Source organism: Sphingomonas yunnanensis, assembly GCF_019898765.1.
GTDB lineage: Bacteria > Pseudomonadota > Alphaproteobacteria > Sphingomonadales > Sphingomonadaceae > Sphingomonas > Sphingomonas yunnanensis.
In genome coordinates this window covers 255,812-279,281 of record NZ_JAIOKB010000002.1, presented here as the reverse complement: position 1 = coordinate 279,281, position 23,470 = coordinate 255,812, and the positions used below count along the sequence as shown (strand labels likewise).

Here is a 23,470-nt window from a genome sequence, read left to right as displayed (position 1 = left end):
AGATTTCCTCCATCCTCCCCGGGACGGAGCGTCGGGTCGGATCGTCCCCCGGACGATCCTTGACCATGCAGGGCATGGTCAACCCGATGCTGGGAACCGCCGCGCGCAGCGCGGTGGTGGAGGGGGGCTTCCGCACACGGACCGGCCCGCTCGCGGAAGCCTTCCTCCGTCATCGCTTCGCGCTGCCACCTCCCCGCGAGCGGGGAGGATCTGGCGTCCTCGCCGCCGCCCGGTCGCTGCTCGGCGTGCGCTTCCGCGCGCAGGGACGTGACCCGGGGCTCGGGCTCGACTGTGTCGGGGTGGTCGCGGTGGCGCTCGCGCGCGCCGGGGCCGAGGTGACGCTGCCGCGCGACTATCGCCTGCGCCGCGGCACGCTGCCCGCGCTCGCGCTGCCGCCGGGGCTAGTCGCGTGCGACGGCGCGGCGCCGGGCGACGTGCTGCTGCTGCGCGTCTCGCCGGCACAGCTCCACCTCGCGCTGCGCACCGAGCGCGGTCTGCTCCACGCCGACGCCGCCGCCGGCCGGGTGGTGGAGCGCCCGGGCGAGGCGCCGTGGCCGCTCGTGGCGGCGTGGCGCTGGTGCGGGTGAGTGGGGGACGATGCCGGGGTGCGAGGCGCTTCGCCACCATCGACCCACCCCCGCGGCGGCCGGGGCGGAGCGTGAGGAGCGCGGCGCCGCGTCCGCGATCGGCTCGCGAAGGCGAGGTCGCACCGTCCGTATGCCTCGGCCGACCACCCCGGCGGACGCCGGGGGCCAGTTGGGGAACGTTCATGAGTCCCACGCCGGTCCTCCCACCTGGGCCCCGGCGTGCGCCGGGGGTCGATGGCGTCCCCACCCTCGCACGCCGACCACACCATCACGGAGACCCACCCGCATGGCCACGCTCGTCCTCTCCACGCTCGGCCGCGCGGTCGGTGGGCCGGTCGGCGGCGCGATCGGCGGGCTGCTCGGTCGCCAGCTCGACCGCGCGCTGTTCGCGCCGCGCCCTCGCGTCGGCCCGCGGCTGGCCGAGCCGCGCGTCACCACCGCCGCCTATGCCACGCCGCTGCCGCTGCTGTTCGGCGTGACGCGGGTGAGCGGCACCCTGCTGTGGTCGACCGAGCCCGCCCCCGCCGCGCTCGCCGCGCACGGCAAGGGCGGGCGCGGCGGCGGCGCCGGCTACACCGCCTCCTTCGCGGTGGCGCTGTCGGCGCGCGCGATCGTCGACGTGCGGCGCATCTGGGCCGACGGCCAGCTGCTGCGCGGCGCCGCGGGCGACTGGAAGAGCGCCACCGGCTTCCGCCTCCACCATGGTACCGAGGACCAGCTGCCCGATCCGCTGATCGCCGCGCACGAGGCGGACGCGCCGGCGTTCCGCGGCATCGCCTATGCCGTGTTCGAGCAGCTCCAGCTCGCCGACTTCGGCGGGCGCGTGCCGATGCTGTCGTTCGAGGTGATCGCCGACGCCGCGCCGGTGCGGGTCGGCGACGTCGCGCGCGCGATCGGCGCGGGCGCGATCGTCGGCGCCGGCCCCGACGCCACCGTCGACGGCTATGCCGCGAGCGGCGACAGCGTGGCGGGCGCGGTGGCGCCGCTGGCGAGCCTCACCGGCGGCTGGTTCGTCGCGGTGCCCGGCGGGGTCGCGCTCGCCGACCGGTGCGACACGACGCTCGTGCTCGACGACCCGATCGCGCGCGAGACGCTGCGCCGCCCGATCGAGACCGCGCCGCGCACGGTGACGGTGGCGCATTACGACGCCGCGCGCGACTATCAGGTCGGCGCGCAGCACGCGCGGCGCGGCGGCGCGGGCTGGCGCGAGGAGACGGTGGAGCTGCCCGCGACGCTGAGCGCCGCGCGCGCCGCCGCGCTGGCGCGCGACACGCTGCGCCGCGCCGGGCGCGCGCGCGTGTCGCGCACGGTGACGCTCGACGCGCGCGCGCTGGCGGCACGGCCCGGCGCCGCGGTGCGGCTCGACGAGGAGGCGGCGGCGTGGCGGGTCACGCGCGCGCGCTACGAGCAGCACGCGGTGACGCTCGAACTCGCCGCGCTCGACGACGCGCCGAGCGAGACCGCGCCGGCCGATTCGGGGGCGGCGCGCCGCGCGCCCGACGTCGCGGTCGGCGCGACCTTGCTCCAGCTCGCCGAGCTGCCGCCGCTCGACGACGCCGTGCCCACGGTCGAGGGCGTGACGGTGTTCGCCGCGGGCACCGCGCCGGGCTGGCGCCGCGTCGCGCTGCTGGCGAGCGACGACGCCGGGGCGAGCTGGACCGCGGCGGGCGACAGCGCGCCCGCGGCGGTGATCGGCGCGCTGGCGGCGCCGCTCGCGCGCGGACCGGGGACCTTGGTGGACCGCGCCGGGACGATCGAGCTGCTGCTCGCGCACGACGAGATGGTGCTTGAGTCCTGCGCCCCGCGCGCGCTCGACCGCGGCGCCAACCTCGCGTTGGTCGGCGACGAGCTGATGCAGTTCGCCGCGGCGCTTCAGCTCGCACCGCGACGCTGGCGCCTGTCGACGCTGCTGCGCGCGCGCCGTGGCAGCGCGGCGGCGGCCTGGCCCGCTGGCGCTCGCTTCGTGCTGGTGGAGCGCGCGACCGCGGTGACGGTGGCGCCGCCCGGCGCGCGCGCGGGCGATACGCTGCGTGTCCTCGCCGCCGGGGTGGGCGACGTCGCGCCGGTGCGCGCCGACGTGGCGCTCGACGGCCGCGCGCTGGCGCCGCCGTCACCGGTGCACCTGCGCGCGCGGGCGCTGGCGGATGGCGCGACGCTGCTGACCTGGGTCCGCCGCAGCCGCCACGGCTGGCGCTGGGACGAGGCGCCGGTGCCGCTCGGCGAGGAGCGCGAGCTGTACGTGGTGACGCTCGACGACTCGCGCCGGGTGACGGTCGTGCAGCCGCGGCTGCTGCTGCCGGCGGGTCACGGCGTGCGCCGCGTGGCGGTTCGGCAACAGGGCACGCTGGCGCTCTCGCGCGCGGCGGAGCTGATGCTGTGACGGCCGATCGATCTGTCGGCGCTGAGGCGTGGAGAGGGTGTGCCTCGCCGCGGTAGCGGCTCTCACGATGAGGTGCGCGTCGGCGCGGGACGGTACCGCGGGCGCGACACCTCCGCGTCTCCGCGTTTCCGCGCGAACCATCGCGCGAGGCCGCCGCTCAGAAGCTTGATGACTCACGCGAAGCCGCGAAGCCGCGAAGAGATCGGTTCACGCGGTCGCGCGGAGGCGCGGAGAGATCGCGCCCGGGTCGTCCGTCCGCGCACGTCACGACCTCGATGAGGCGGCGCTGGCGCGCGGTCGCTTGCTCTTCGCGTCTTCGCGCCGTCGCGTGAGCTTGGATAGGCTGCCACGCGCGCACCTCTCCGGGTCTCCGCGTCTCTGCGCGAACCATCCTCCGCGACGTGCCGGCGCACACTCTGATGTTCGGTGACGCGAAAACGGGACGGCGTCTCGGACCGCAGCGCGCCACCGGTGTCGATCGCGACGGTGCGGCAGCGGCGCTTCTCCGTCTCCACCGAAGCAAACAGGAGTCCATCGATGAGCGACGACACCACCGCCCGCCTGGCGCTGCCGCTGCTGGTGAGCGGCCAGGCGCACAAGGAGGAGACGCACAATGAGGCGCTCGCGCTGATCGATCTCACGCTGTGCGGCGCGGTGGAGGCGAGCGGAGTCGACGCCCCGCCCGACGCGCCGCTGCCGGGCCAGTGCTGGATCGTCGGCGCCGCGCCGCGCGGCGCCTGGGCGGGGCAGGCGGGGGCGCTCGCCGGCTGGAGCGGCGCGGGGTGGCAGTTCGTCGCGCCGCGCGAGGGGCTGCGCGCCTGGGATCGCGCGCGCCAGTGCGTCGTCGCCTATACCGCGGCGGGCTGGGAGAGCGGCGTCGTCCGCGCGATGCGCGTGATGGTGGACGGTCACCAGGTGGTCGGCGCCCGCGCCGCCGCGATCGCCGATCCGGGGCAGGGCGAAGGCGACGCGGTGGCGCGGGCCTGCCTCGCCAATATCTTGGCAGTGCTGCGCGCGCACGGACTTATCGCATCCTAAAGGCGCGTGCCGGTGTTGTATTCAAGCAACAGCACCCAGGATTTGTCAGCTTGTTCGGAAACCAACTAGCCGATAGTGAGTTTGCGCTGTCCGTAGTGACACCATGGAAAGGGGATTATGATGCGTAAGCTTGCCATGATCATGGCGCTTGCCTCCACCGCCCTCGCCACGCCCGCGCTCGCGCGCGACAAGGCGTGGTACGTAGGCGTGGAAGGCGGCGCGATGATCGTCGAGGATATCGATTGGGATATCGCCGGCACCACCACCGCGCTGAGCGGCACCGGCACCACCGACTCCAAGTACGGCTGGGACGTCGACGGGATCATCGGTTACGACTTCGGCGCGTTCCGCCTCGAGACCGAGGTCGGCTATCGTCGCGCGTCGGTCGACAGCTTCCGGACCACCGCGGCCGTGCCGATCAGCGGCACCGCGACGGTGCCGGCGGGCACGTTCGACAACATGGGCGGCCGTACCTCGGCGCTGAGCTTCATGGTCAACGGCCTGCTCGACTTCGGCGAGGACGACGGCCTGCAGGGCTTCGTCGGCGGCGGCGCCGGCGTGGCACGGGTCCAGGCGCGCCTGGAGCCGTCCAGCTCGTACACGCTGCTCGACGATTCGGACACGGTGTTCGCCTGGCAGGCGCTCGCGGGTATCCGCGCGCCGCTGACCGACCACGTCGATGTCTCGCTGAAGTATCGCTTCTTCAACGCCGACAACGTCAAGCTGTTCGATGCGCGCGGCAGCTCGTACGACGGTCGCTTCCGGTCGCACAGCCTGCTCGGCGGCGTGACCTACAACTTCGGCGCACCGGAGGAGGCCGCTCCGCCGCCGCCGCCGCCGCCGCCGCCGCCGCCTCCGCCCCCGCCGCCGCCGCCGCCGCCCGAGGTGGTCTGCTCGCCGGGTCCGTTCATCGTGTTCTTCGAGTGGGACAAGTCGGACATCACCCCGGAGGCCGCGTCGATCCTCGACAGTGCCGTCACCCAGTATCAGAACTGCCAGAACGCGCAGGTCATGCTGGCGGGTCACGCGGACCGCTCGGGTTCGGCCAAGTACAACGTGGGGCTGTCGCAGCGCCGCGCCGACTCGGTCAAGGCGTACCTGACCTCGAAGGCGATCCCGGAGAACGTGATCAGCACCGAGGCGTTCGGCGAGAGCCGCCCGCGCGTCGACACCGCCGACGGTGTCCGCGAGGTGCAGAACCGCCGCGTGGAGATCACCTACGGTCCGGGTGCGGGCCAGTAAGGTCGATCGCTACGGCGAACGAGAAGGGGAGGTCGGCGCGAGCCGGCCTCCCTTTTTCGTTGGGGGGCGAGGTCAGACGTCGATCTGCGACATTTATCGATCCAACTGTTCGTGGCGGTGTAGTGGACCGGCGTCACGCTTCCTTGAGCGGGCCGCCGAGCGCGAGGGGCCATCACGCCCTGCATGGCGAGGGGCGCGGCTCGCGGATACTAGCATTTCTCGGGCGATCTGGCGCCGAAAGGCGGCTCCGCGGCGCCGTCCGGCGTGATGCTTGACCCGCACCGACGCACAGGTCCATCGGTCCCTTCTGCCCGAACGAACCGCGCGATCCCGCTCTCGATGTTCCGTGCTCCTCCGCACGCGGGAGCCCAGACGCTCGCGCACGATCAAGCGTCGTTCTGCTCGGCCCTGGGTTCGGGCATTCGCCGGAGCCCACTGACATAGTGCGCGGATCGCGCTGGCTCGCGATGATGTCGCTGGGCGAGGGTGTCGGTCTGTAGCACGACGAGAGGGCGTCGGTGCCGCCTGACACGGCAGCCGCGACGTCTCGTCTCGCCTCAGTAGCGCGCGCACTCGCGGCGGCGCGCGTGGCCCTTGGGCGTGAGCACGAGATGACCGAGACGTTCGCGCACGAGCCCCTCGCGCATCATCATGCCGATCGCGTCGGGGTGCTGGCTCCGCGATACGATGAGGCTGCTGCCCGCGCTGCGCGCGGTCCAGAGGATCTGTTCGAGCTGCTCGGCCATGGACTGGCCGAGAACGTCCACGTTCATCACTTCACCCCCACGGGCGCTCGGGCGACCTGCTATTTTATTCTAACGCAAGAAGCTCCTAGTCAGAACCGATTCGCCGGTGCTGACCGCAGATCATTAACCCAATTTGACGAAGATAAGGTTAATGTATTCGACAGGAACGCCGTGGGACGAGTGAGTCGAGCGACGGATCGAGCCGCGGACGCCACCGCCCGGGGCGGTGGCGCCAAGTCGAGGGTCGATCAGAAGCGGGTCCGCAGCGTCACGCCATAGGTGCGCGGCTCGGCGAGGAACGACGAGAACAGTTGATTGCCGACGCCGCCGAAGCTGCGCACCTGCTCGAGGCTGCCCGCGCCCTGGAACGGCGTGTTGAACGCGACCTGCTGATAATCGGTGTTGAGCAGATTCTGCGCCCAGACCTCGACCGCCCAGCGCTCGTCGCGCCCGCGCAGGCCGACGCGCGCGTTGACCAGCGTGAAGCCATCCTGGATCTTCTCGGCGAACAGATCCGAGCCGGTGTTATAATCCGACGACGTGCGCTGATCGACGTAGAACAAAGCGCTCATCCCACTGTCGCCGATCGGCGGCGTCCAGCTCAGCGAGGTCGTGATCACGTTGCGCGGCGCGTTCGAGATCTGCGCGCCCGAGAGCAGGAACAGCGCCGGATCGAGCGCCGCGCCGGCGTCCGAGCCGACCAGGTTGCGGCGGTATTTGGTGTCGGCCAGCGTATAGCCCATCGCGAAGGCGAGATGCTCGACCGGGTAGATCCCCGCCTCGAGCTCGATGCCCTGGCTGCGGACGCCGTACTTGACGTCGCCGGTGCAGACGCCGGTCGCACCGCTGGCGTCGCGGTCGGCGCCGTTGAGGCTCTCCGAGCAGGAGCCGATATTCTCCACGACATAGTTGGTGCCGTTGAAGGTGTTGAGCTGAAAGTTCTTGAACTCCGAGCGGAACGCCGCGGCGTTGAAGGTGAACGAGCGGCTCGAATATTTGAAGCCGATCTCATAGGCGTTGACTGTCTCGGGATCGAAGCGCAGCCGCCCCGCGTCGATGTTCGCGATCGTCGCGGGATTATAGGCGTCGCCCAGGTCGGAGCGGTCGAGGTTGTAGCCGCCCGCCTTGTAGCCGCGCGAGTAGCTGGCATAGGTCATCAGCCGGTCGCTCGGCTTCCAGCTCAGCACCGCGGTGCCGGTGAACTGGCTCTCGCTGAAATCGTCCGCGATCTGCTTGCCGTTGAGCGCGGCCGAGCTGTTGCCGGTGCAGGCGAGCGTGGCGATGCCGCGGGTGAGCGCGGCGAGCTGCGCGTTGTTGAACAGGTTGCCCGCCGGGCCCGCGCCGAGCAGGGTCTGGATCTGCGGGCAGACGGTGTTGTTGTTGCCGAAGCTGGCGTCGAACTTCTTGCGCTCGTGCGTCCAGCGCAGGCCGCCGGTGAGCGAGAGCGTGTCGGTCAGCTTGAAGATGTTGTGCGTGAAGACCGCGAAGCTCTGGCTGTCCTGGTTGTAGACGTCGCGCGTCGTGCCGAGGTCGTTGAGCGTCGACAACAGGCGGATGTTGGCGAGCAGCAGCGGGGTCGCCGCGCCGAACGCCGGGGTCGTTCCCGGCACCTGGCCCGAGAGGACCGCGCTGCCCGCGGCGCTGAGACAGCCCGGGTTGGCGGGATTGCGCAGCGCGGCATTGGCGTTGATCGTCGCCACGATGCGGCACGCGGCGAAGGCGCCGTAGTCGCGGCCGAACTTGAGGTTGTCGACGACCTGCAGGTCTTCCTTGCTGTAGAAGCCGCCGATGAGCCAGTTGAGCCGGTCGCCGAAGGCCTCGCCGTTGAGCCGCAGCTCCTGGGTGAAGGTGTGGAACTGGCGGTAGTTGTTGCCGTCGTTCGGGCGGTAGCCGATGTCGAGCACGTTATAGTCGATGTCGCTCGCGCCGTCCGACTTATACTCGCGATAGGCGGTGATCGAGGTCAGCGAGGCGCCGCCCAGGTTCCAGTCGATCTGGCCCGAGCCGCCGTAATCCTTGGTGACGTTGGAATAGGCGCGCCCCGGCGTGTTGGCGATGCGGCGGCTGTACGGGTCGCTGCCGCTCGGGAAGACCGAATCCGCGGGATAGCCGCGCAGCGCGGCCAGCGCGGTCATCACGCTGACGATGCGGTTGCCCGCGGGGTTGATCGCATAGTCGCCGGGCACGCCCGGCGTGGGATCGATCTTCTCGCGCGTATCGACATAGACCGCGCCGCAGCATTTCTCGTTGCGGCGGGTGTAGTCGCCGATCAGCCGCAGCGAGAAATCGGACGAGGGCTCGAGCAGCAGCTGGCCGCGGACGAAATAGCGGTCGCGGTTGTTGAAGTCGGTGTCGTTGGCGACATCCTCGTAGAAGCCGTCGCGCTTCTGCCACACGCCGTCGACGCGGAAAGCGAGCACGTCCTTGACGATCGGACCGGTCAGCGCGCCCGCGGCGCGGTAGAAGTCGTAATTGCCGTAGGTGCCCTCGGCATAGCCGCCGAAGTCGAACGACGGCGCCCTGGTGTAGATGTTGATCGCGCCGGCCGAGGAGTTGCGCCCCGACAGGGTGCCCTGCGGCCCGCGCAGCACCTCGATCCGGTCGACCTCGCCGAGGTCGTTGAGGCCCGAGCCGGTGCGGCTGCGATAGACGCCGTCGATGAACACCGCGACCGAGCTCTCCAGCCCGGGATTGTCGCCGACCGTGCCGACGCCGCGGACGCGCGCCGAGGCATTGGCCTCCGAGCCGGTCGAGGAGACGTTGAGCGAGGGGGCGAGCTGCGCCATCTGGCGGATGTCGGTCGCGCCCGAGTTCTGCAGCGCCTGCTGGCTCACCGCGTTGATCGAGATCGGGACGTCGGCGAGTCGCTCGGAGCGACGGGTGGCGGTGACGACGATGTCGTTGGCGTTGAGCTCGCGCGTGTCGCCGGCCTGGTTCGAGCCCGCCTGATTCGGGGCGGTGTCGCTCTGGCCGTCGACCGCGGCGTTGCTGGTCACCGGACTGGCCTGCTGTTGCGCCAGAGCGGGTGCCGCGACGATCATCGCGGCGGACGACAAGAGGATGTGGCTCAGTCGCATGGCGGTCCCTCTCCCAAGGTCCTGTTCTCCCGACCCTCGTTTTCGAAGGTTCGGTATTGGGGAGAGATTAGCGCACGCCTAAGGTTCGTCTAGCGCTTTCGTGCCCGACGTGGTGATTTTCAATATCGGGTGTGGAGCGCGCGCAACGCCGCGGCGGCGTGACGCTACGGAAAGCAACCGGGCCGCGGCGCTCGGCCACGGCCCAGCGGCTCACTTGGGCGCGAGCACCATCAGCATCTGACGGCCTTCCATGCGCGGATAGGCCTCGACCTTGGCGACTTCGGCGACCTGCTCGGCGACGCGCTGGAGCACGTTCATGCCGAGCTGGCCGTGGCTCAGCTCGCGGCCGCGGAAGCGCATCGTCACCTTGACCTTGTCGCCCTCGCCGATGAATTCCGCCACCTTCTTCATCTTGGTGTCGTAATCGTGGTCGTCGATGTTGGGACGCATCTTGATCTCTTTGATCTCCTGCGTCTTCTGCGACTTGCGTGCGAGGTTTGCCTTTTTCTGCGCCTCGTACTTGAATTTGCCGACGTCGAGGAACTTGGCGACGGGCGGATCGGCGTTGGGTGACACCTCGACCAGGTCGAGGCCGACCTCGCGCGCCTGTTCCATCGCCTCGCGCGTGTACATCACGCCGAGATTCTCGCCCTCGTGGTCGATCACGCGGACCTTGGGGCTCTGGATCCACTCGTTGAAGCGGGGCCCGTTCATCGGAGGCGCCTGCATCGGCCGGCGCATCATGGGGGGAGGTATAGGTAAATCTCCGTTGGCTGTTCTGCCCGCCAATATAAGGGAGAATGCGCGATTTTAGAAGGGGCGGTGAGTCAGTGCCGCGGCTGTCGCTGGGCGGGGCCGTCGAGGAGGCTGCGGGTGGCGTGATCGCGCCCGTCGATCTCCGTGCGCACCGAGTCGGAAAGGCCCCCGCCGCTGGCGTAGCGCGCGGCGATGGCGGCGTTGACGTCGGTCTCGGCCCTGGCACGGCGCGCGTCGCGGCGGGACAGGCGGCCGGCGCGGCGCTCGCGCGCGATGCTGTCGCGCGTGGTGGGGAGATCGGGTGTCTCGCCCGAGTCGGTACGCGGCGTCGGCGCGATCGGCCCGGTGCGCTGTGCCGTCGCCGGGGCGGGGAGGAGAAGCGGGAGGAGCAGAAGGGGCGAGGTCGTGGGTCGCATCACCGAACTGTCCCTCATCTACGGTGCTCTCGCGCAAGCGGGACCCCAGGGCCGCACGCGTCCAACCCTGTTGCCCCGGGTTCCCGCATGCGCGGGAACACGGCACGTCACCAGCGCCGCACGGGCGGGCCGTCGATCTCCTCCAGGCAGACGCTCACGGGGAGGAGCAGCGCCGACACCCGGTCATGGGCCTCATATTCCTCGACATCGGTGTAGGCGCCCTGCACCGGGGCGCGGTGCACGCGGGTCGTCTTGCGGATCGCGTCCACCACCCAGTAATCGCGCACGCCGAAGGTGGCGTAGCGCGGCGCCTTGACGCGCAGGTCATAGCCGATCGAGGAGACCGCCACCTCGATGACGAGCAACAGGTCCGGCCCGCGCACCTCCTGCGAGCCGATCTCGGCGGGCCAGACGGCGAGGTCGGGCTCGTGCAGGTTCGTTGGCGTGAACGCCACCTCAGCTTCAATGAACACGCCAAGGGCGCGGGGTAAACTTGTGGTCAGTGCCCAGTTGAGCGCTCGCTTGACCCGCTCGTGGTCGCTCGACTTGGCCGCCGCCATCGGCACGATCTCTCCGTCGATCAGGTCGAAATGCTCGTTCTCGGCCAGCAGCCCCGCCTCGGTGAGCGCGTAGATCTCCGCCACGGTGAGCCGGGGCGGGATCGTGCCGGCCTTGATCTCCTGCCAGATCGTCACCTTCGCCTCCTTGCGTCAGGCACGTGCGCCCGCTCGGCACGCGCTGTCGCGCGACCACACGCCGTCCCGGCTTATTCGAGGCCGCCCGCGGTGTCGCCCGGGACAGGCGTAAGCTGGGATCGATGCCGCCGCGAGAGCGACGGTCGCAGTGTACGCGGCACCATGGCTGCCGGGTCAAGCCCGGCATGACGGGACGGGCCTTGGTACAGCCGACATCGGCCGCTCTGGGCCACGAGGGAGGCGTGCGACTCGGACCGACATGCGCCCGCCGGCGACCACACGGGTCAGCCCGCGCCCACCCGCCTCAGCGCAGGTCGGGCGGGGTCGCCTCCCCGCGCAGCATCGCCACCGCCGCGTCGAGCGTGACCACCTCCTGCGCCTGGCTGCCGAGCCGGCGCAGCGCGACCTTGCGCTCCTCCGCCTCGCGCTTGCCGACCACCAGCAGCACCGGCACCTTCGCCACCGAATGCTCGCGCACCTTGTAGTTGATCTTCTCGTTGCGCGTGTCGGTCTCCACCCGGATCCCGGCCGCGCGCAGCGCCGCCGCGACCTCGGCGGCATAATCGTCCGCGTCGGAGACGATCGTCGCCACCACCGCCTGCACCGGCGCGAGCCACAAAGGGAAGCGTCCGGCGTGATGCTCGATCAGGATGCCGATGAAGCGCTCGAACGTGCCGAGGATCGCGCGGTGGAGCATCACCGGGCGGTGGCGCTGCCCGTCCTCGCCGACATAGCTGGCGTCGAGCCGCTCGGGCAGCACGCGGTCCGACTGAATCGTGCCGACCTGCCAGGTCCGCCCGATCGCGTCGGTGAGGTGGAACTCCAGCTTGGGGGCGTAGAAGGCGCCCTCGCCGGGCAGCTCCTCGAACTTCGCCTTGATCGCGTCCGACAGCCCCGAGGCGTGCACGGCGTCGCGCAGCTCCTGCTCGGACTTGTCCCACATCGCGTCGTCGCCGAAGCGCTTGTCGGGGCGCAGCGCCAGCTTCACCGCATAATCCTCGAAGCCGAGGTCGCGGTAGACGCTGTCGAGCAATTCGCAGAACTTCCGCACCTCCTCGACGAGCTGGTCCTCGCGCACGAAGATATGCGCGTCGTCCTGGGTGAACTGGCGGACGCGCATGATGCCGTGGAGCGCGCCGTGCGGCTCGTTACGGTGGCAGCAGCCGAACTCGGCCATGCGGATCGGCAGGTCGCGATAGCTCTTGATGCCCTGCTTGAAGATCAGCACGTGCGCGGGGCAGTTCATCGGCTTGAGCGCCATCAGGTCGCCCTCGCCGGTGAAGATCGCGCCCTCGTCCGCGGTATTGGGAATCTCGTCGGGGACGACGAACATGTTCTCGCGATACTTGCCCCAGTGGCCCGACTGCTCCCACTGGCGCGCGTCCATCAGCTGCGGCGTCTTCACCTCAGCGTAATCGGCGGCGTCGAGCCGGCGGCGCATATAGGCCTCGAGCTGGCGCCACAGCACGAAGCCCTTGGGATGCCAGAACACCGAGCCCTGCGCCTCGGCCTGGAGGTGGAACAGGTCCATGTCCGCGCCGATGCGGCGATGGTCGCGCTTGGCCGCTTCCTCCAGCATGTGGAGGTGCGCGTCGAGCTGCTTCTTGTTGAGCCAGCCGGTGCCGTAGATGCGGCTGAGCATCGCGTTCTTCTGGTCGCCGCGCCAATAAGCGCCCGAGACGCGCGTCAGCTTGAAGGCCTGCGGATCGAGCCGTCCCGTCGTCGGCATGTGCGGGCCGCGGCACATGTCGAGCCACTGGCCTTGGCGATAGATCGTCAGCTCCTCATGGTCGGGCAGTTCGGCCGCCCATTCCGCCTTGAAGGTCTCGCCCTGCCGCTGCCACGTCTCGATCAGCTGCTCGCGCGTCCATACCTCGCGCGTGAACGGCTCGTTGCGCGCGATGATGCGGCGCATCTCCTCCTCGATCGCGGGCAGGTCCTCGTCGGTGAAAGGACGCTCCTTCGGCGCGAAGTCGTAATAGAAGCCGTCGTCGGTGGCGGGGCCGAAGGTGATCTGCGTGCCCGGGAAGAGATGCTGCACCGCCTCGGCGAGCACGTGCGCGAGATCGTGCCGCGCCAGCCCGAGCGCCTCGGCCTCGTCGCGCTGCGTCACCAGCGCCAGCGTCGAGTCCTGCGTCAGCGGGCGCGAGAGGTCGCGCAGCTCGCCGTCGACGCGCGCCGCGATCGCGGCCTTGGCCAGCCCGGGACCGATCGCGGCGGCGATCGCCGCGGGCGTGGTGCCCGGCTCCACCTCGCGGACCGAACCGTCGGGCAGCGTGATCGAGAGCATGTCCATGGAGTATCTTCCTGCGAGAACCGTGGGGCACGCCCTAAGGCGCGCGTGACGCGACGAAAAGAGGGAGGCTGCCCGGCGTGGCGCGGGCGGCGGGGCGCGTCAGCGGGTGACGCGCGCGCCGGCCGTGGGCCGCGCCGGGATGCTAGTAGTGAGCAGGGCCGTGCGCATGGTCGCGCCGATATAGCCGCGCGAGTGCCGCGGCGCCAGCGTAGGCTTATCCGCGGCGGTCGCCTCCCTATATCCTCTGCATGCCCGTCGACGTCTCGGCCAACCCGCATTTCTACCTGCTGCTCGGCGCCCTGCTGGTGGCCGCGATCGTGGCGCGGCGCGTGCCGCTGCTGCGCACCTTGGTGAGCCTGGCGGTGTGGGGCGGGCTGGCGGTGCTGCTGTACACCTTGCTGGTGGAGCGCGAGCGCTTCGACCCCTGGCTCGGCCGCGTCGCCGCCGCGCTCGACGTCGAGAGCCAGCAGGTCGCCGGCACCGAGACGCGCGTGACGATGAGCCCCGACGGCCACTTCTACGTGCGCGCGAAGCTCGGCCCGCCGGGGGCGACGGTGGAGCGGCGGCTGCTGGTCGACAGCGGCGCCACGATCACCGCGCTGTCGCCCGCCACCGCGGCGGCGGCGGGGGTCGAGGTGAAGCCCGCCACCTTCCCGCTGCTGCTCAAGACCGCCAACGGCACGATCCGCGCCGACACGGGCGCGCTGGCGGAGCTGCGCTTCGGCAACGTGGTGGCGCGCGACCTCGCGGTGGTGGTGTCGCCCGCGTTCGGCGACGTCGACGTGGTGGGGATGAACTTCCTGTCGCGGCTGAGCTCGTGGCGGGTCGAGGGGCGCACGCTGATCCTCACGCCGCACCACCCGCAGGAGGCGTAGGGGGCGGGGGAGGGGCCAGCGGGCTGTCATCTTGACCGCTAGGATGCTCCCTTTCGCCCAACACTAACCGTCACCCCGGCAAAAGCCGGGGTCCAGTTGGGGGACGTTGGTAAGTCCCACCACGGCCTACCCGACTGGGCCCCGGCCTTCCCCGCCGCGGCAGCGTGGGGGCAAACGCCTTTCGACACACCGATCGCGCCGTCCCCTTCCCCACGCTGACCCACCACGGCGATCACGCGTCATCCGCAATTGCCTTGTTGGAGAATGTTGCTCAGATGTTCTCGCCGCGTCAGCAGGGCGGGGCGACACGATGAACATGGAGCGGGCATGGATACCGGCGGGGGCGAGCCCCGCCGAACGACGGCGCTTATTCTCGATCTGGGTCCGGACGGGGCGGATCCCGACGCGCCGCGACGACGGCGTCGAGCTGAAGTTCAACCCCTGGCACGACCCGCGCGACGGTCGCTTCACGTCCGGTCCGGGCGGCGAGGCGGCGGCGCGCGACGGACCGCCGGAGCGAGGAGGTGAGGGCGGTGGCGTAGGAGAGGGCGGTGTCGTCCGCTCGGACGGCGTCTACCGGCCGGGCGAGCCGGGCCCGACGCTGATCCCGATCGGCGCGCCGGAACCGCCCGAGACGCGCGGCGGCAACATGCGCGCCTTCGAGGATCCGATGACGCTGGATGAGTGGCAGGTCGACGAGCATTCAGCGCTCGGGCCACCGCTCAGGCTGGCAGACCAGATCTTCGATATAACTGGGCCGGGGGCAGAAGTCCGAACCGCGCTGATGCGGGTGCAGGCGGAGAAGATCCTCAGCGACATCCATCAATTAGATCCGACTTATGTCTTTCAGTCCTTTCAATTTCCTTATAGCGAAGATGGGCAGCGGCGGCTCATCGACGGACTCCGCTTCGACCGCGCGGTTTTGACCATGCGGGTGAAGGGCGATCTTGAGCCGCTGCAGCTTGAGACTTACCGGTTCGCGCAAGGAGCCACGAATGACGCCTACCAAGAAGGTTTGAGGCGTCTTAAGCTGACAATGCTTCCGATCCGACTGAGTGAACGAGAGGCACTTGGAAATTTCGTTGACCAACGCGTTCGCGAGCAGTTGCGGCAGCGGTTCTTCTTGGCTGGAGTTGATTGTTCCGGCGCTGGGCCGGTCAGGCTCAATCGGAACGAGGCTGTCGGCGAGAACGGGCGATTTCGTCGCCCCGATATCAGGGTCGGTGACGTTGCCTTCGATGTCTCGCTCTCGGCAAAAACTAGAGGGCAGGCGCAGATACGGGGTTTCTTCAACGCTAACTTCAAGCCGTCTATGGTTGTCATCATCCGGCCCAGCGAGCTGGGTAGAAGCACAAGCTACATTCTTCGGCGATAGAGGGCAGCCTTATGAACGACTATGTATTCAGAAGCCCGCTGGCAAGCGGCGCGCCCTTCATCCCTGCTAACTTGGGAGAGCTGGATGATCAGCTCGCATCGATGATGCTCGAGGCCCCGACCTTTGTCGATCGGCTAGGCTTCTTGCCCGACCAGACGATCGATTCGCGCTTCCATCAGCTCGACACCGCGCTGAGCCGAGTGAAGCCGAAGCTGGGCGCTGAGAGCTACGCTAAAGCGGTCGAACTTTCTGCGCGAGCCAAGGCACTGTTTCTAAGCGATCCCGATATGACGAACGGGAAGACCAAGGAGGGCGTTTGGCTGCTCGACGAGATCAGCCAGCTTATCACCGACGCGCGGCGCCGCCGGGTCAAGGCCAAGCTGAGGGACGATGAGGGCGAGGTGACCGGCGACTGAAGATCAGCCGTGGCGGGTGGCCGGCCGGGATGCCACGTAGACCGCAACGTCTGAGCGGCAGGTTGTAATATCCTGCATTAATAGAACCTAGCCATCTACAATCGTCATTGTCAGGCCGTCGCAGGAAGGTGGGTCATAAATCATAAGGAGGGCAAAGTGAAGTTCCATCACCAATCCTCAGCCTTATGTGCCGCAAGCGCTGAGCGAGATCGAGGATCAGCTTGGCTCGATGATGCTCAAATCGCCTCACTTCAAAGACATAACCGGGTATTTTCCGGACACGAGCCTTGAGTCAAACTTCTTCAGCTCAATAGTGGCCTAGACCGTATGTGCGAGAAGCTCGGGGAGGATGTCTACGCCAAGGCAATCGAGCTGTCAGGCCGCGCGAAGGCGTTGTTTCTACAGGCACCAGATATTACCAGCGAGAAATTGAGGGAAGGAAACTGGCTGCTCGACGAGATCGATCAGCTGATCAACGCGGTGCGACGCCACCGCTACGAGAGCGGTCTCAAGGACGATGAGGGCGAGGTGAGCGGCGACTGACGCTCGACGAGCGCCGGCGATCGGTCGAGGCCGGCCGGTGGGGGAGGGGCGAGTTGGGCGGGCCGCGGTGCCTCCCACCGACACCTCCCCACCTGAGCCCCGGCCTGCGCCGGGGCACAGGAGGCGCCACGCCGCGCTCCGCCCCCTACCGCCGCGGCACCGGCGCGGGGGCGTCCTCCAGCGCCTTCATCTCGGCGCGCATGTCCTCGGCGCGCTGGCGGTCGATCAGCTTCTCCACCGCATTCTGGTCGCGCTTGGCCGACTGGGTCGCCGCGCCGCTGCGCTCGGCCTGCTGCTCGGCCATGCGCACGCGGTTCACCGCCGCCTCGGCCGAGCGCTGCAGCCGCTCGCGGAAATGCGCCGCGGCAGCGAGGTTGACCGCGCACGTCGCCGCGGTCGGCACCGGCGCCACCGCGTCGACCAGCTGGCCGATGCGGTGCGCCAGCTGGGTCTCGCTCGTCAGCTGCGCCCGCGCGCGCGCCTCGTCCGCGCGTGCCAGCCCGAGCTGGAGCGTGCGCACGCGGTGGAGCCGCCTGAGCCGCGCGGCGTCAGCCATCGCCGAACACGCCGACCAGCTCGGCCGCGGCGTCCGCCAGCGGTACTACCTGCGACGTCTCCTGGCGGATGAACTCGGTGATCGCGGGATGATAGGCGATGGCGTTGTCGATCGCGGCGTCGCTGCCCGAGCGATAGGCGCCCATCAGCACGAGGTCGCGGTTTTCCTCATAGGTGGCGAGATGACGGCGCAGCGCGCGCGCGGCCTGCTGGTGCTCGACCGGCACGATGTCGTTCATCACGCGGCTGACCGACTTGGAGACGTCGATCGCGGGATAGACCGCGCGCTCCGCCATCGCGCGGCTCAGCACGATATGGCCGTCGAGGATCGAGCGCGCCGAGTCGACCACCGGGTCGTTGCCGTCGTCGCCGTCGGCCAGCACGGTGTAGATCGCGGTGATCGAGCCGCCGGTGTTCACGTCCGAGCCGGCGCGTTCGATCAGGTTGGGCAGCATCGCGATCGCAGAGGGCGGATAGCCGCGCGCCGAGGCGGGCTCGCCCAGCGCCAGCCCGATCTCGCGCCCGGCGTGCGCGACGCGGGTGAGCGAGTCGATGATCAGCAGCACCTTCTTGCCCTCGGCGCGGAACGCCTCGGCGATCGCGGTGGCGCGCAGCGCGCCGCGGATGCGCAGCACCGGCGAGTGGTTGGCGGGGACCGCGACGACCACCGCGCGCTTCCGCGCCTCGCCCGCCACCTTGGTCTCGAGGAAGTCGGCGACCTCGCGCGAGCGCTCGCCGATCAGCCCGATCACGATCACGTCGGCCTGCGCCGCGCGCACCATCATGCCGAGCAGCACCGACTTGCCGACGCCCGAGCCCGCCATGATGCCGACGCGCTGGCCCTGGCCGACGGTGAGCAGCCCGTTGATCGCGCGCACGCCGACGTCGAGCGGGGCGAGCACGCGGCCGCGGTCGAGCGGCGACTGCATGTGCCCGGCGAGCGGCCAGCGCCCCGCGCCGCGGATCGGGCCGAGCCCGTCGATCGGCGCGCCCGAGCCGTCGACGACGCGCCCGAGCAGCGCCGCGCCGACCTCGGCCTCGCCCGGCGCGCCGAGCGGGCGCACCGGCGCGTTGGGCAGCAGCGCCGCCGGGCCGCCGAGGTTCATCATCAAAGTGCGGCCGTTGCGGAAGCCGATCACCTCGGCCTCGACCTGCGCGGTGCCCGCGGCGCCGATGCGGCAGACGGTGCCGACCGGCAGCGACAGCCCCACCGCCTCCATCAGCAGCCCGTCATAGGACGACAGCCGGCCCGAGACCTTGGCGGCGAAGCGCGGCGCGGCCTCCGCCAGCGTGGCGAGATAATCGTCGGCGAAGCGGTTCAGCACGCGGGCACCGCCGCGCGCTCGATCGCCGCCGTCAGCTGCTCCATCCACGATTCGGGTCCGTCCTCGACGATCGTCGAGGCCGCCTCGAGCACGAAGCTGCCGCGCGCCACCTCGTTGTCGCCGATCGGGAAGATCGTGTCGGGCAGAAGCCCCGCGAGCAGCGCGACGTCCGCTGGGTTGACGCGCAGCATCGCCGACTCGCTCGCGTCGGCGAGCAGATCGACCGCGGCCTCGACGCGCGCGGCGAGCAGCGGGCCGGAGACGCCGGTCTCGCCCACCACCGCGGTGACGAGCGTCAGCACGGTGCGGCGCAACGTCTCGGCCAGCGCGGCGCGGTCGATCGCGCCGCCGCCGCGCAGCTGCGCGGCGACGCCGTCGAGCAAGGCGCGGTCACGCGTCGCCTCCGCCTGCGCGGCGTGCGTCGCGGCGGCGAAGCCTTCCTCATAGCCTTCCGCGCGCGCGGCCTCGACCTGCTCCAGGCACGGCAGCGGCTGGGCCTCGGGGTCGAGCATGTCCCAGCCGGCGGTGGGGTCGCTGCCCGGATCGGCCGGCGCGAAGTGGCGCGGCTCCTCCGCGCTGGCGCCGGTCTCGGGCGGGCGCGCGCCGAACGCCTGCTCGATCCGCGCGATCAGCTCGCCGGGGGTGAAGCCGGCGAGCGCTTCCGATTGCGCGCGCGCGCGCGTGGTGGCGGCCGCGTCGGCACGTGCCGGCAGCCCGATGACGAACGTCGCCTCAGACATAATCGTCGTCACCTGCCCCCATGTTGATCGTGCCGTCCTTGGCGAGGTTGCGCGCGATCTGGATGATCATCTTCTGCGCCTCGAGCACCTCGCTCAGCTTCATCGGGCCGCGCGCTTCCATGTCGTCGCGGATGCCGTCCGCGGCGCGCGCCGACATGCAGCCGAGGATGCGGTTGCGCGCCGCCTCGTCCACGCCCTTGAGCGCGCGGGTCAGCGTGTCGCCGTCGACGTTGCGGATCAGCGTGCCCAGCGACTTGTCGTCGAGCTCCAGCAGATTGTCGAAGACGAACATCGCCTCCTCGATCTGGCGCGCGATGTCGCGGTCCATCTTGAGCAGCTTGGGCATGACACGCTGCTCGGTCGCCTTGCGCGCGCCCTGCAGGATCTTGGCCGCCTCGCGCGCGCCGCCGAGCTGGAGGCCGCCGACCGGGCCGCCGCCGCTGGCGCCGCCGCCGCTGCGCGACGCGATCAGCGTGCGCAGCGTCTCGACCGCCTCGGGGGTGATCGGGCCGAGCTTGGCGATGCGGTGGAGGATGTCGGGCTGGACCGCCTCGGGCAGCAGCTCGAGCACCTGGCCGCCGACCGCGGGATCGAGGTTGGCGATCAGCACCGCGGCGATCTGCGGGTGCTCCTTGTCGAGCATCGTCGCGATCTCGCTGGCGTCGAGCCAGTCGAGCAGGTCGATCTCGCACACCGCCTCGGCGGGCGTGATCTGCGCCAGCACGCTCTCCGCTTTCTCGCGGCCGAGCGCGCGCGTCATCACCGCCTCCACCTTGGGGCCGGGGTTGAAGGTGATGCCGGTGCGCTCGCGCGCGCGCCCGACGAAATCGTCGAGCACCAGCTCCACCTCCTGCTCGCTCACGTCGGCCACCGCGAACATCGCGCTGCCCAGCTTGCGGACCTCCTCGGGATCGAGCTTCTGCAGGATCGCGGCGGCTTCCTCCTCGCCGACGAGCATCATCAGCACCGCGGCGCGCTCGACGCCGGTGAAGGTGCGCGGGGTGGCGGCGACCGCGCTCACGATTTGGCCTCGGCGGTGATCATGTCACGCACCGCCAGCGCCGCGCGCGCGGGATTGTCGCGGGTGAAGCCGCGCACCGCGCCGATCCGCTCCTCGTAGCTGCGGCTGGTCTCGATCTGGTCGAGGCTGACCGGCGGCGCCACCGCGATGCCGGCCTCGCCCATCAGCGGCTGCCCGTCCGCGCCGACCAGCGGCTGGCCGTCCTCGCCGAGCAGCGGGGTGCCCGGCGTCGCCGCCTGCGCCGCGAGCGTCGCGGGGCTGGCGTCCTCGCGCTTCTTCATCAGCGCCTTGGCGATCGGGCGCACGCCGAGCAGCAGCACCAGCAAAGCGATGATCAGCGCGGTGACGTTGCGCGCCAGCACCGGCAGCCAGGCATTGTCGTACCACTTCGGCGCGTCGCCCGCGTCGGTGGCGTCGGCGAACTTGCGGCTGATCACCGTGACATTGTCGTTGCGGGTCTGGTCGAAGCCGACCGCGCTCTTCACCAGATCGTTGATCTGGTTGATCTCCATGGCGTTCCGCTTGCCCTTCTCGGGGTCGCGCAGCAGCACCGCGACCGACAGCCGCTTGATGTTGCCGGGCGCCGCCCGGGTGACCGAGACCTCCTTGTTGAGGTCATAGGCGCGCTGGAACGAGTCGGTCTGCTTGGCCGGATCGGGCGCGGGACCGCCGGCGACGGGCTGCGCCTGGGGCGTGCCGGGCGCGCCCGTGGCGGGCTGCGGCGTCGACAGCTGCGAGGCGGGCGGCGGCGTGTTGCTCAGCGCGCCGGGGATGCCCGCGGGCGCCTGGCCGGTCGCCATGTTGCCGGTCCAGTTGCCGGTCTCGGCGCGCAGGCGGCCGTCCTTGTCATAGCTCTCGCGCGTCGCGCTGGTCTCGTCGAGGTTGACGTCGGCCTGCACCTCGGCGGTGAAATTGCCCGCGCCGACCAGCGGGGTGAGCAGCTGGATCAGCTGCTGGCGGTACTTGTCCTCGACGCGGCGCTGGAACTCGATGCGCTTGTCGTTGGCGGCGTCGGGGCCGTCGCCCGACTTGGTGAGCAGGCCGCCGAGCTGATCGACCACAGTGACCGAATCGGGCTTCATCCCCGGCACCGAGGAGGCGACCAGATTGACGATCGAGCTGACCTGCGCGTCGCTCAGCGAGCGCCCGCCCTGCAGCTTGAGTACCACCGAAGCGGAGGGTGCGGCATTGTCGCGCACGAACACGCTGGCCTCGGGCATGGCGAGGTGGACGCGCGCCTCCGCGACCGCGTCGATCTCCTGGATCGAGCGCGCCAGCTCGGTCTCGCGCGCCTGGCGCAGCCGCTCGCCCTCGACCGCGCGGCTGACACCCATCGGCAGCTGGTCGAGGATGGCATAGCCGCCCGGCGCCGCCTTGGGCAGCCCCTGGCCGGCGAGCAGCATCTTCGCCTTGCTGACATCCTCCTCGTTGACGGTCAGCGCGTCGGACGAGGAGTCGATGTGGCTGGTGATGTTGGCGGCGCTGAGCGCACTGGTCACCGCCGCCTTGTCCGAGTCGGGAAGCCCCGAGAACAGCACCTTCTGCGGCGGGGTCGACAGCGCCGACCAGGCCAGGCCCGCGGCGCCGATCAGGCCGACCATCAGCGCCATCGGACCGGCGCGGCGCACGGCGGGCTGCGCGAACACGCCCTGGATCTGGCGCAGCGGGTTGGCGAACTTCTCCGGCACCAGGGTGATCGGCGCGGGGTTCTGCGGCGAGGGAGTGAGAGCGTTGCTCATATCAGACCGGCATGCTCATGATATCCTTGTACGCAGACAGGATCTTGTTGCGGACCTGCAGCGTCGCCTCGAAGCCGACCGAGGCCTCCTGGCGCGCCAGCATGACCTTGGCGATGTCGACGGTCTCGCCGCGCTCGTAGGACTCGGCCAGCGCCGAGGCCTTCTGCTGGCCGTCGTTCACCTTGGCGAGCGCGGTCTGCATCGTGTCGGCGAAGCTGGTCGCGTTGGCCGACGCGCTCTGCGGCCCGGCGGCCGGCGCGGCGCCGGCGCGGCTCAGCGCGGCATTGCGCTCGAGGATCTGCGCGCGCAGCGCCATCACGCGGTCGATGCCGCCGACACCTCCCACCGCGCTCATGCCGAGATCGCCCGCTGCGTGGCGGAGGCGAGATCGTCACCCTGCTCGCGCGCCTTGGCGAGGCGGTAGCGCAGCGTCCGCTCGGAGATGCCGAGCCGCCTGGCGGTCTCGATCCGGCTGCCGCCGCACGCCGCCAGCGTCTCGCGGATCGCGGCGAACTCGGAGAGCTGGACCACCTGGCCCAGCGTCGCGTCGTCGACCTGCTGCGCGACCGGCGCGAGGCGCGGCGCGCTCGGGCGGTCGAACACGATGTGCGCCGCCTCGATCGTGGCGCCGCCGCAGAACAGCAGCGCGCGCTGGATCACGTTCTCGAGCTCGCGGACGTTGCCGGGCCAGTCATGCGCGACCAGGGCGGCGATCGCCTCGTCGCTCGGCCATGGCACCACCGGACGGTTGCCGGCATGGCGCAGGATCATCGTCGCGGCGAGCGCGGGGATGTCCTGCGTGCGCTCGGCCAGCGCCTTGGTGGTGAGCGGGAAGACCGACAGGCGGTAGTAGAGGTCGGCGCGGAAGCGGCCCGCCGCCACCTCCTCCTGGAGGTCGCGGTTGGCGCAGGCGATGACGCGGACGTCCACCGCCTGCGGCATCGTCGCGCCGATCGGCACCACCTCGCGCTCCTGCAGCACGCGCAGCAGCTTGGCCTGGAGGTTGAGCGGCATCTCGGCGACCTCGTCGAGCAGCAGCGTGCCGCCGTTGGCGGCGCGGAAGAAGCCCTCGCCGCCCGAGGACGCGCCGGTGAAGCTGCCCTTCTGGTGGCCGAACAGCATCGCCTCGAGCATCGTCTCGGGCAGCGCGGCGCAGTTGATCGCGATGAACGGGCCGTCGCGCCGCTCCGACTGGAGGTGGATCGTGCGCGCCAGCACTTCCTTGCCGGTGCCGGTCGGGCCGTTGATCAGCACGGTGATGTCGGCCTGGGCGACGCGCTCCGCCAGCGCCAGCAGCGCGAGCGACTCGGGGTCGGCGGCGGTCGGCAGCTCGGGGCCGCCGATCATGGCGCGGGCGAAGGCGTTGCCGACGGTCGCGTCGTCGTGGCCGTAGGCGATCCGCGCCGGCTGGCCGTCGCGGAAGGGGAGTACTTCGCGCTCGCCGCTGCCGACGATCAGCGTGCGCGCCGGCGCCGGGATCGGCTCGCCCGCGGCGACGAGGTAGCTCACCCCCGCCTGCGGGCGGGCCGCGGCGGGCTGGATCGCGAAGCCCTGCGCGCGCAGCGAGGAGACGAGCGTCAGGTGCTCGCGCTCCACACTGGCTGACGGCATGATCGAACGCATCGGAAATACCCCTCGAATCTCGAAG

21 protein-coding genes are annotated in these 23,470 nt (G+C 70.5%); 8 read left to right on the top strand and 13 right to left on the bottom strand.

Going from position 1 to position 23,470, the window contains the following annotated elements; translation table 11 throughout:
• The first annotated feature begins 65 nt into the window (after positions 1–65).
• From K7957_RS07470 to K7957_RS07455, 4 genes are all read left to right on the top strand, one after another.
• Entirely contained in the window at positions 66–587 is a 522-nt protein-coding gene (locus tag K7957_RS07470) for a peptidoglycan endopeptidase (RefSeq protein ID WP_246616834.1), read from the top strand.
• A 286-nt stretch (positions 588–873) separates the two neighbouring features.
• Positions 874–2,967, top strand: coding sequence for a GTA baseplate fiber-binding domain-containing protein (locus tag K7957_RS07465; protein ID WP_223011353.1), 2,094 nt, complete (start codon positions 874–876; stop codon positions 2,965–2,967).
• A 537-nt stretch (positions 2,968–3,504) separates the two neighbouring features.
• Positions 3,505–4,005, top strand: a complete 501-nt coding sequence (locus tag K7957_RS07460) for a DUF2793 domain-containing protein (RefSeq protein WP_223011352.1) — start codon at positions 3,505–3,507, stop codon at positions 4,003–4,005.
• A gap of 120 nt (positions 4,006–4,125) precedes the next feature.
• Positions 4,126–5,247, top strand: a complete 1,122-nt coding sequence (locus K7957_RS07455; protein ID WP_223011351.1) for an OmpA family protein — start codon at positions 4,126–4,128, stop codon at positions 5,245–5,247.
• 557 nt (positions 5,248–5,804) lie between these two features.
• On the opposite strand, the gene K7957_RS07450 is transcribed toward K7957_RS07455, so the two are convergent.
• The 6 genes from K7957_RS07450 to thrS all read right to left on the bottom strand — a co-directional run bounded on the left by K7957_RS07450 (position 5,805) and on the right by thrS (position 13,227).
• Positions 5,805–6,014, bottom strand: coding sequence for a hypothetical protein (locus K7957_RS07450; protein WP_223011350.1), 210 nt, complete (start codon positions 6,012–6,014; stop codon positions 5,805–5,807).
• A gap of 227 nt (positions 6,015–6,241) precedes the next feature.
• Positions 6,242–9,070, bottom strand: a complete 2,829-nt coding sequence (locus K7957_RS07445) for a TonB-dependent receptor (RefSeq protein WP_223011349.1) — start codon at positions 9,068–9,070, stop codon at positions 6,242–6,244.
• Between the two features lie 210 nt (positions 9,071–9,280).
• Positions 9,281–9,814 carry a translation initiation factor IF-3 gene (gene infC / locus K7957_RS07440; protein ID WP_183921845.1) on the bottom strand — a complete coding sequence of 178 codons (534 nt, stop codon included), beginning with the start codon at positions 9,812–9,814 and terminating at the stop codon, positions 9,281–9,283.
• Positions 9,815–9,897: 83 nt separating this feature from the next.
• On the bottom strand, positions 9,898–10,242 hold the full coding sequence (locus K7957_RS07435) for a hypothetical protein (protein WP_223011348.1): 345 nt from the start codon (positions 10,240–10,242) through the stop codon (positions 9,898–9,900).
• Positions 10,243–10,349: 107 nt separating this feature from the next.
• Positions 10,350–10,937, bottom strand: a complete 588-nt coding sequence (locus K7957_RS07430) for a Uma2 family endonuclease (RefSeq protein WP_223011347.1) — start codon at positions 10,935–10,937, stop codon at positions 10,350–10,352.
• Between the two features lie 304 nt (positions 10,938–11,241).
• Positions 11,242–13,227 carry a threonine--tRNA ligase gene (gene thrS / locus K7957_RS07425; RefSeq protein WP_223011774.1) on the bottom strand — a complete coding sequence of 662 codons (1,986 nt, stop codon included), beginning with the start codon at positions 13,225–13,227 and terminating at the stop codon, positions 11,242–11,244.
• A gap of 254 nt (positions 13,228–13,481) precedes the next feature.
• On the opposite strand from thrS, the gene K7957_RS07420 reads away from it, so the two are divergent.
• From K7957_RS07420 to K7957_RS20345, 4 genes are all read left to right on the top strand, one after another.
• Entirely contained in the window at positions 13,482–14,108 is a 627-nt protein-coding gene (locus K7957_RS07420) for a retropepsin-like aspartic protease family protein (protein WP_223011346.1), read from the top strand.
• A gap of 310 nt (positions 14,109–14,418) precedes the next feature.
• Complete coding sequence (locus tag K7957_RS07415) at positions 14,419–15,483, top strand: hypothetical protein (RefSeq protein ID WP_223011345.1); 1,065 nt, start codon at positions 14,419–14,421, stop codon at positions 15,481–15,483.
• Positions 15,484–15,494: 11 nt separating this feature from the next.
• Positions 15,495–15,899, top strand: a complete 405-nt coding sequence (locus K7957_RS07410; RefSeq protein ID WP_223011344.1) for a hypothetical protein — start codon at positions 15,495–15,497, stop codon at positions 15,897–15,899.
• Positions 15,900–16,226: 327 nt separating this feature from the next.
• Complete coding sequence (locus tag K7957_RS20345) at positions 16,227–16,442, top strand: hypothetical protein (RefSeq protein WP_246616833.1); 216 nt, start codon at positions 16,227–16,229, stop codon at positions 16,440–16,442.
• A gap of 145 nt (positions 16,443–16,587) precedes the next feature.
• Here K7957_RS20345 and K7957_RS07400 read toward each other — a convergent pair whose 3' ends face one another.
• From K7957_RS07400 to K7957_RS07370, 7 genes are read right to left on the bottom strand one after another with little or no spacing between them, the layout of a single operon-like run.
• Positions 16,588–16,998: a hypothetical protein gene (locus K7957_RS07400; protein ID WP_223011343.1), complete on the bottom strand. Its 411-nt coding sequence runs from the start codon at positions 16,996–16,998 to the stop codon at positions 16,588–16,590.
• Positions 16,991–18,322: a FliI/YscN family ATPase gene (locus K7957_RS07395; protein WP_223011342.1), complete on the bottom strand. Its 1,332-nt coding sequence runs from the start codon at positions 18,320–18,322 to the stop codon at positions 16,991–16,993. The genes K7957_RS07400 and K7957_RS07395 overlap by 8 nt, the downstream gene beginning before the upstream one ends.
• Positions 18,316–19,062, bottom strand: coding sequence for a FliH/SctL family protein (locus K7957_RS07390; RefSeq protein ID WP_223011341.1), 747 nt, complete (start codon positions 19,060–19,062; stop codon positions 18,316–18,318). Before K7957_RS07390 ends, K7957_RS07395 begins: the two co-directional genes overlap by 7 nt.
• Complete coding sequence (gene fliG, locus K7957_RS07385) at positions 19,055–20,083, bottom strand: flagellar motor switch protein FliG (protein ID WP_343228338.1); 1,029 nt, start codon at positions 20,081–20,083, stop codon at positions 19,055–19,057. The genes K7957_RS07390 and fliG overlap by 8 nt, the downstream gene beginning before the upstream one ends.
• Positions 20,080–21,822 (bottom strand): flagellar basal-body MS-ring/collar protein FliF, encoded by a 1,743-nt coding sequence (fliF, locus tag K7957_RS07380; protein WP_223011340.1) that lies wholly within the window; start codon positions 21,820–21,822, stop codon positions 20,080–20,082. Before fliF ends, fliG begins: the two co-directional genes overlap by 4 nt.
• A 1-nt stretch (position 21,823) precedes the next feature.
• A complete protein-coding gene (fliE, locus tag K7957_RS07375; protein ID WP_223011339.1) occupies positions 21,824–22,177 on the bottom strand; it encodes a flagellar hook-basal body complex protein FliE in 354 nt (117 codons plus the stop codon).
• Positions 22,174–23,445, bottom strand: a complete 1,272-nt coding sequence (locus tag K7957_RS07370; protein WP_223011338.1) for a sigma-54 interaction domain-containing protein — start codon at positions 23,443–23,445, stop codon at positions 22,174–22,176. The genes fliE and K7957_RS07370 overlap by 4 nt, the downstream gene beginning before the upstream one ends.
• Positions 23,446–23,470: the final 25 nt, after the last annotated feature.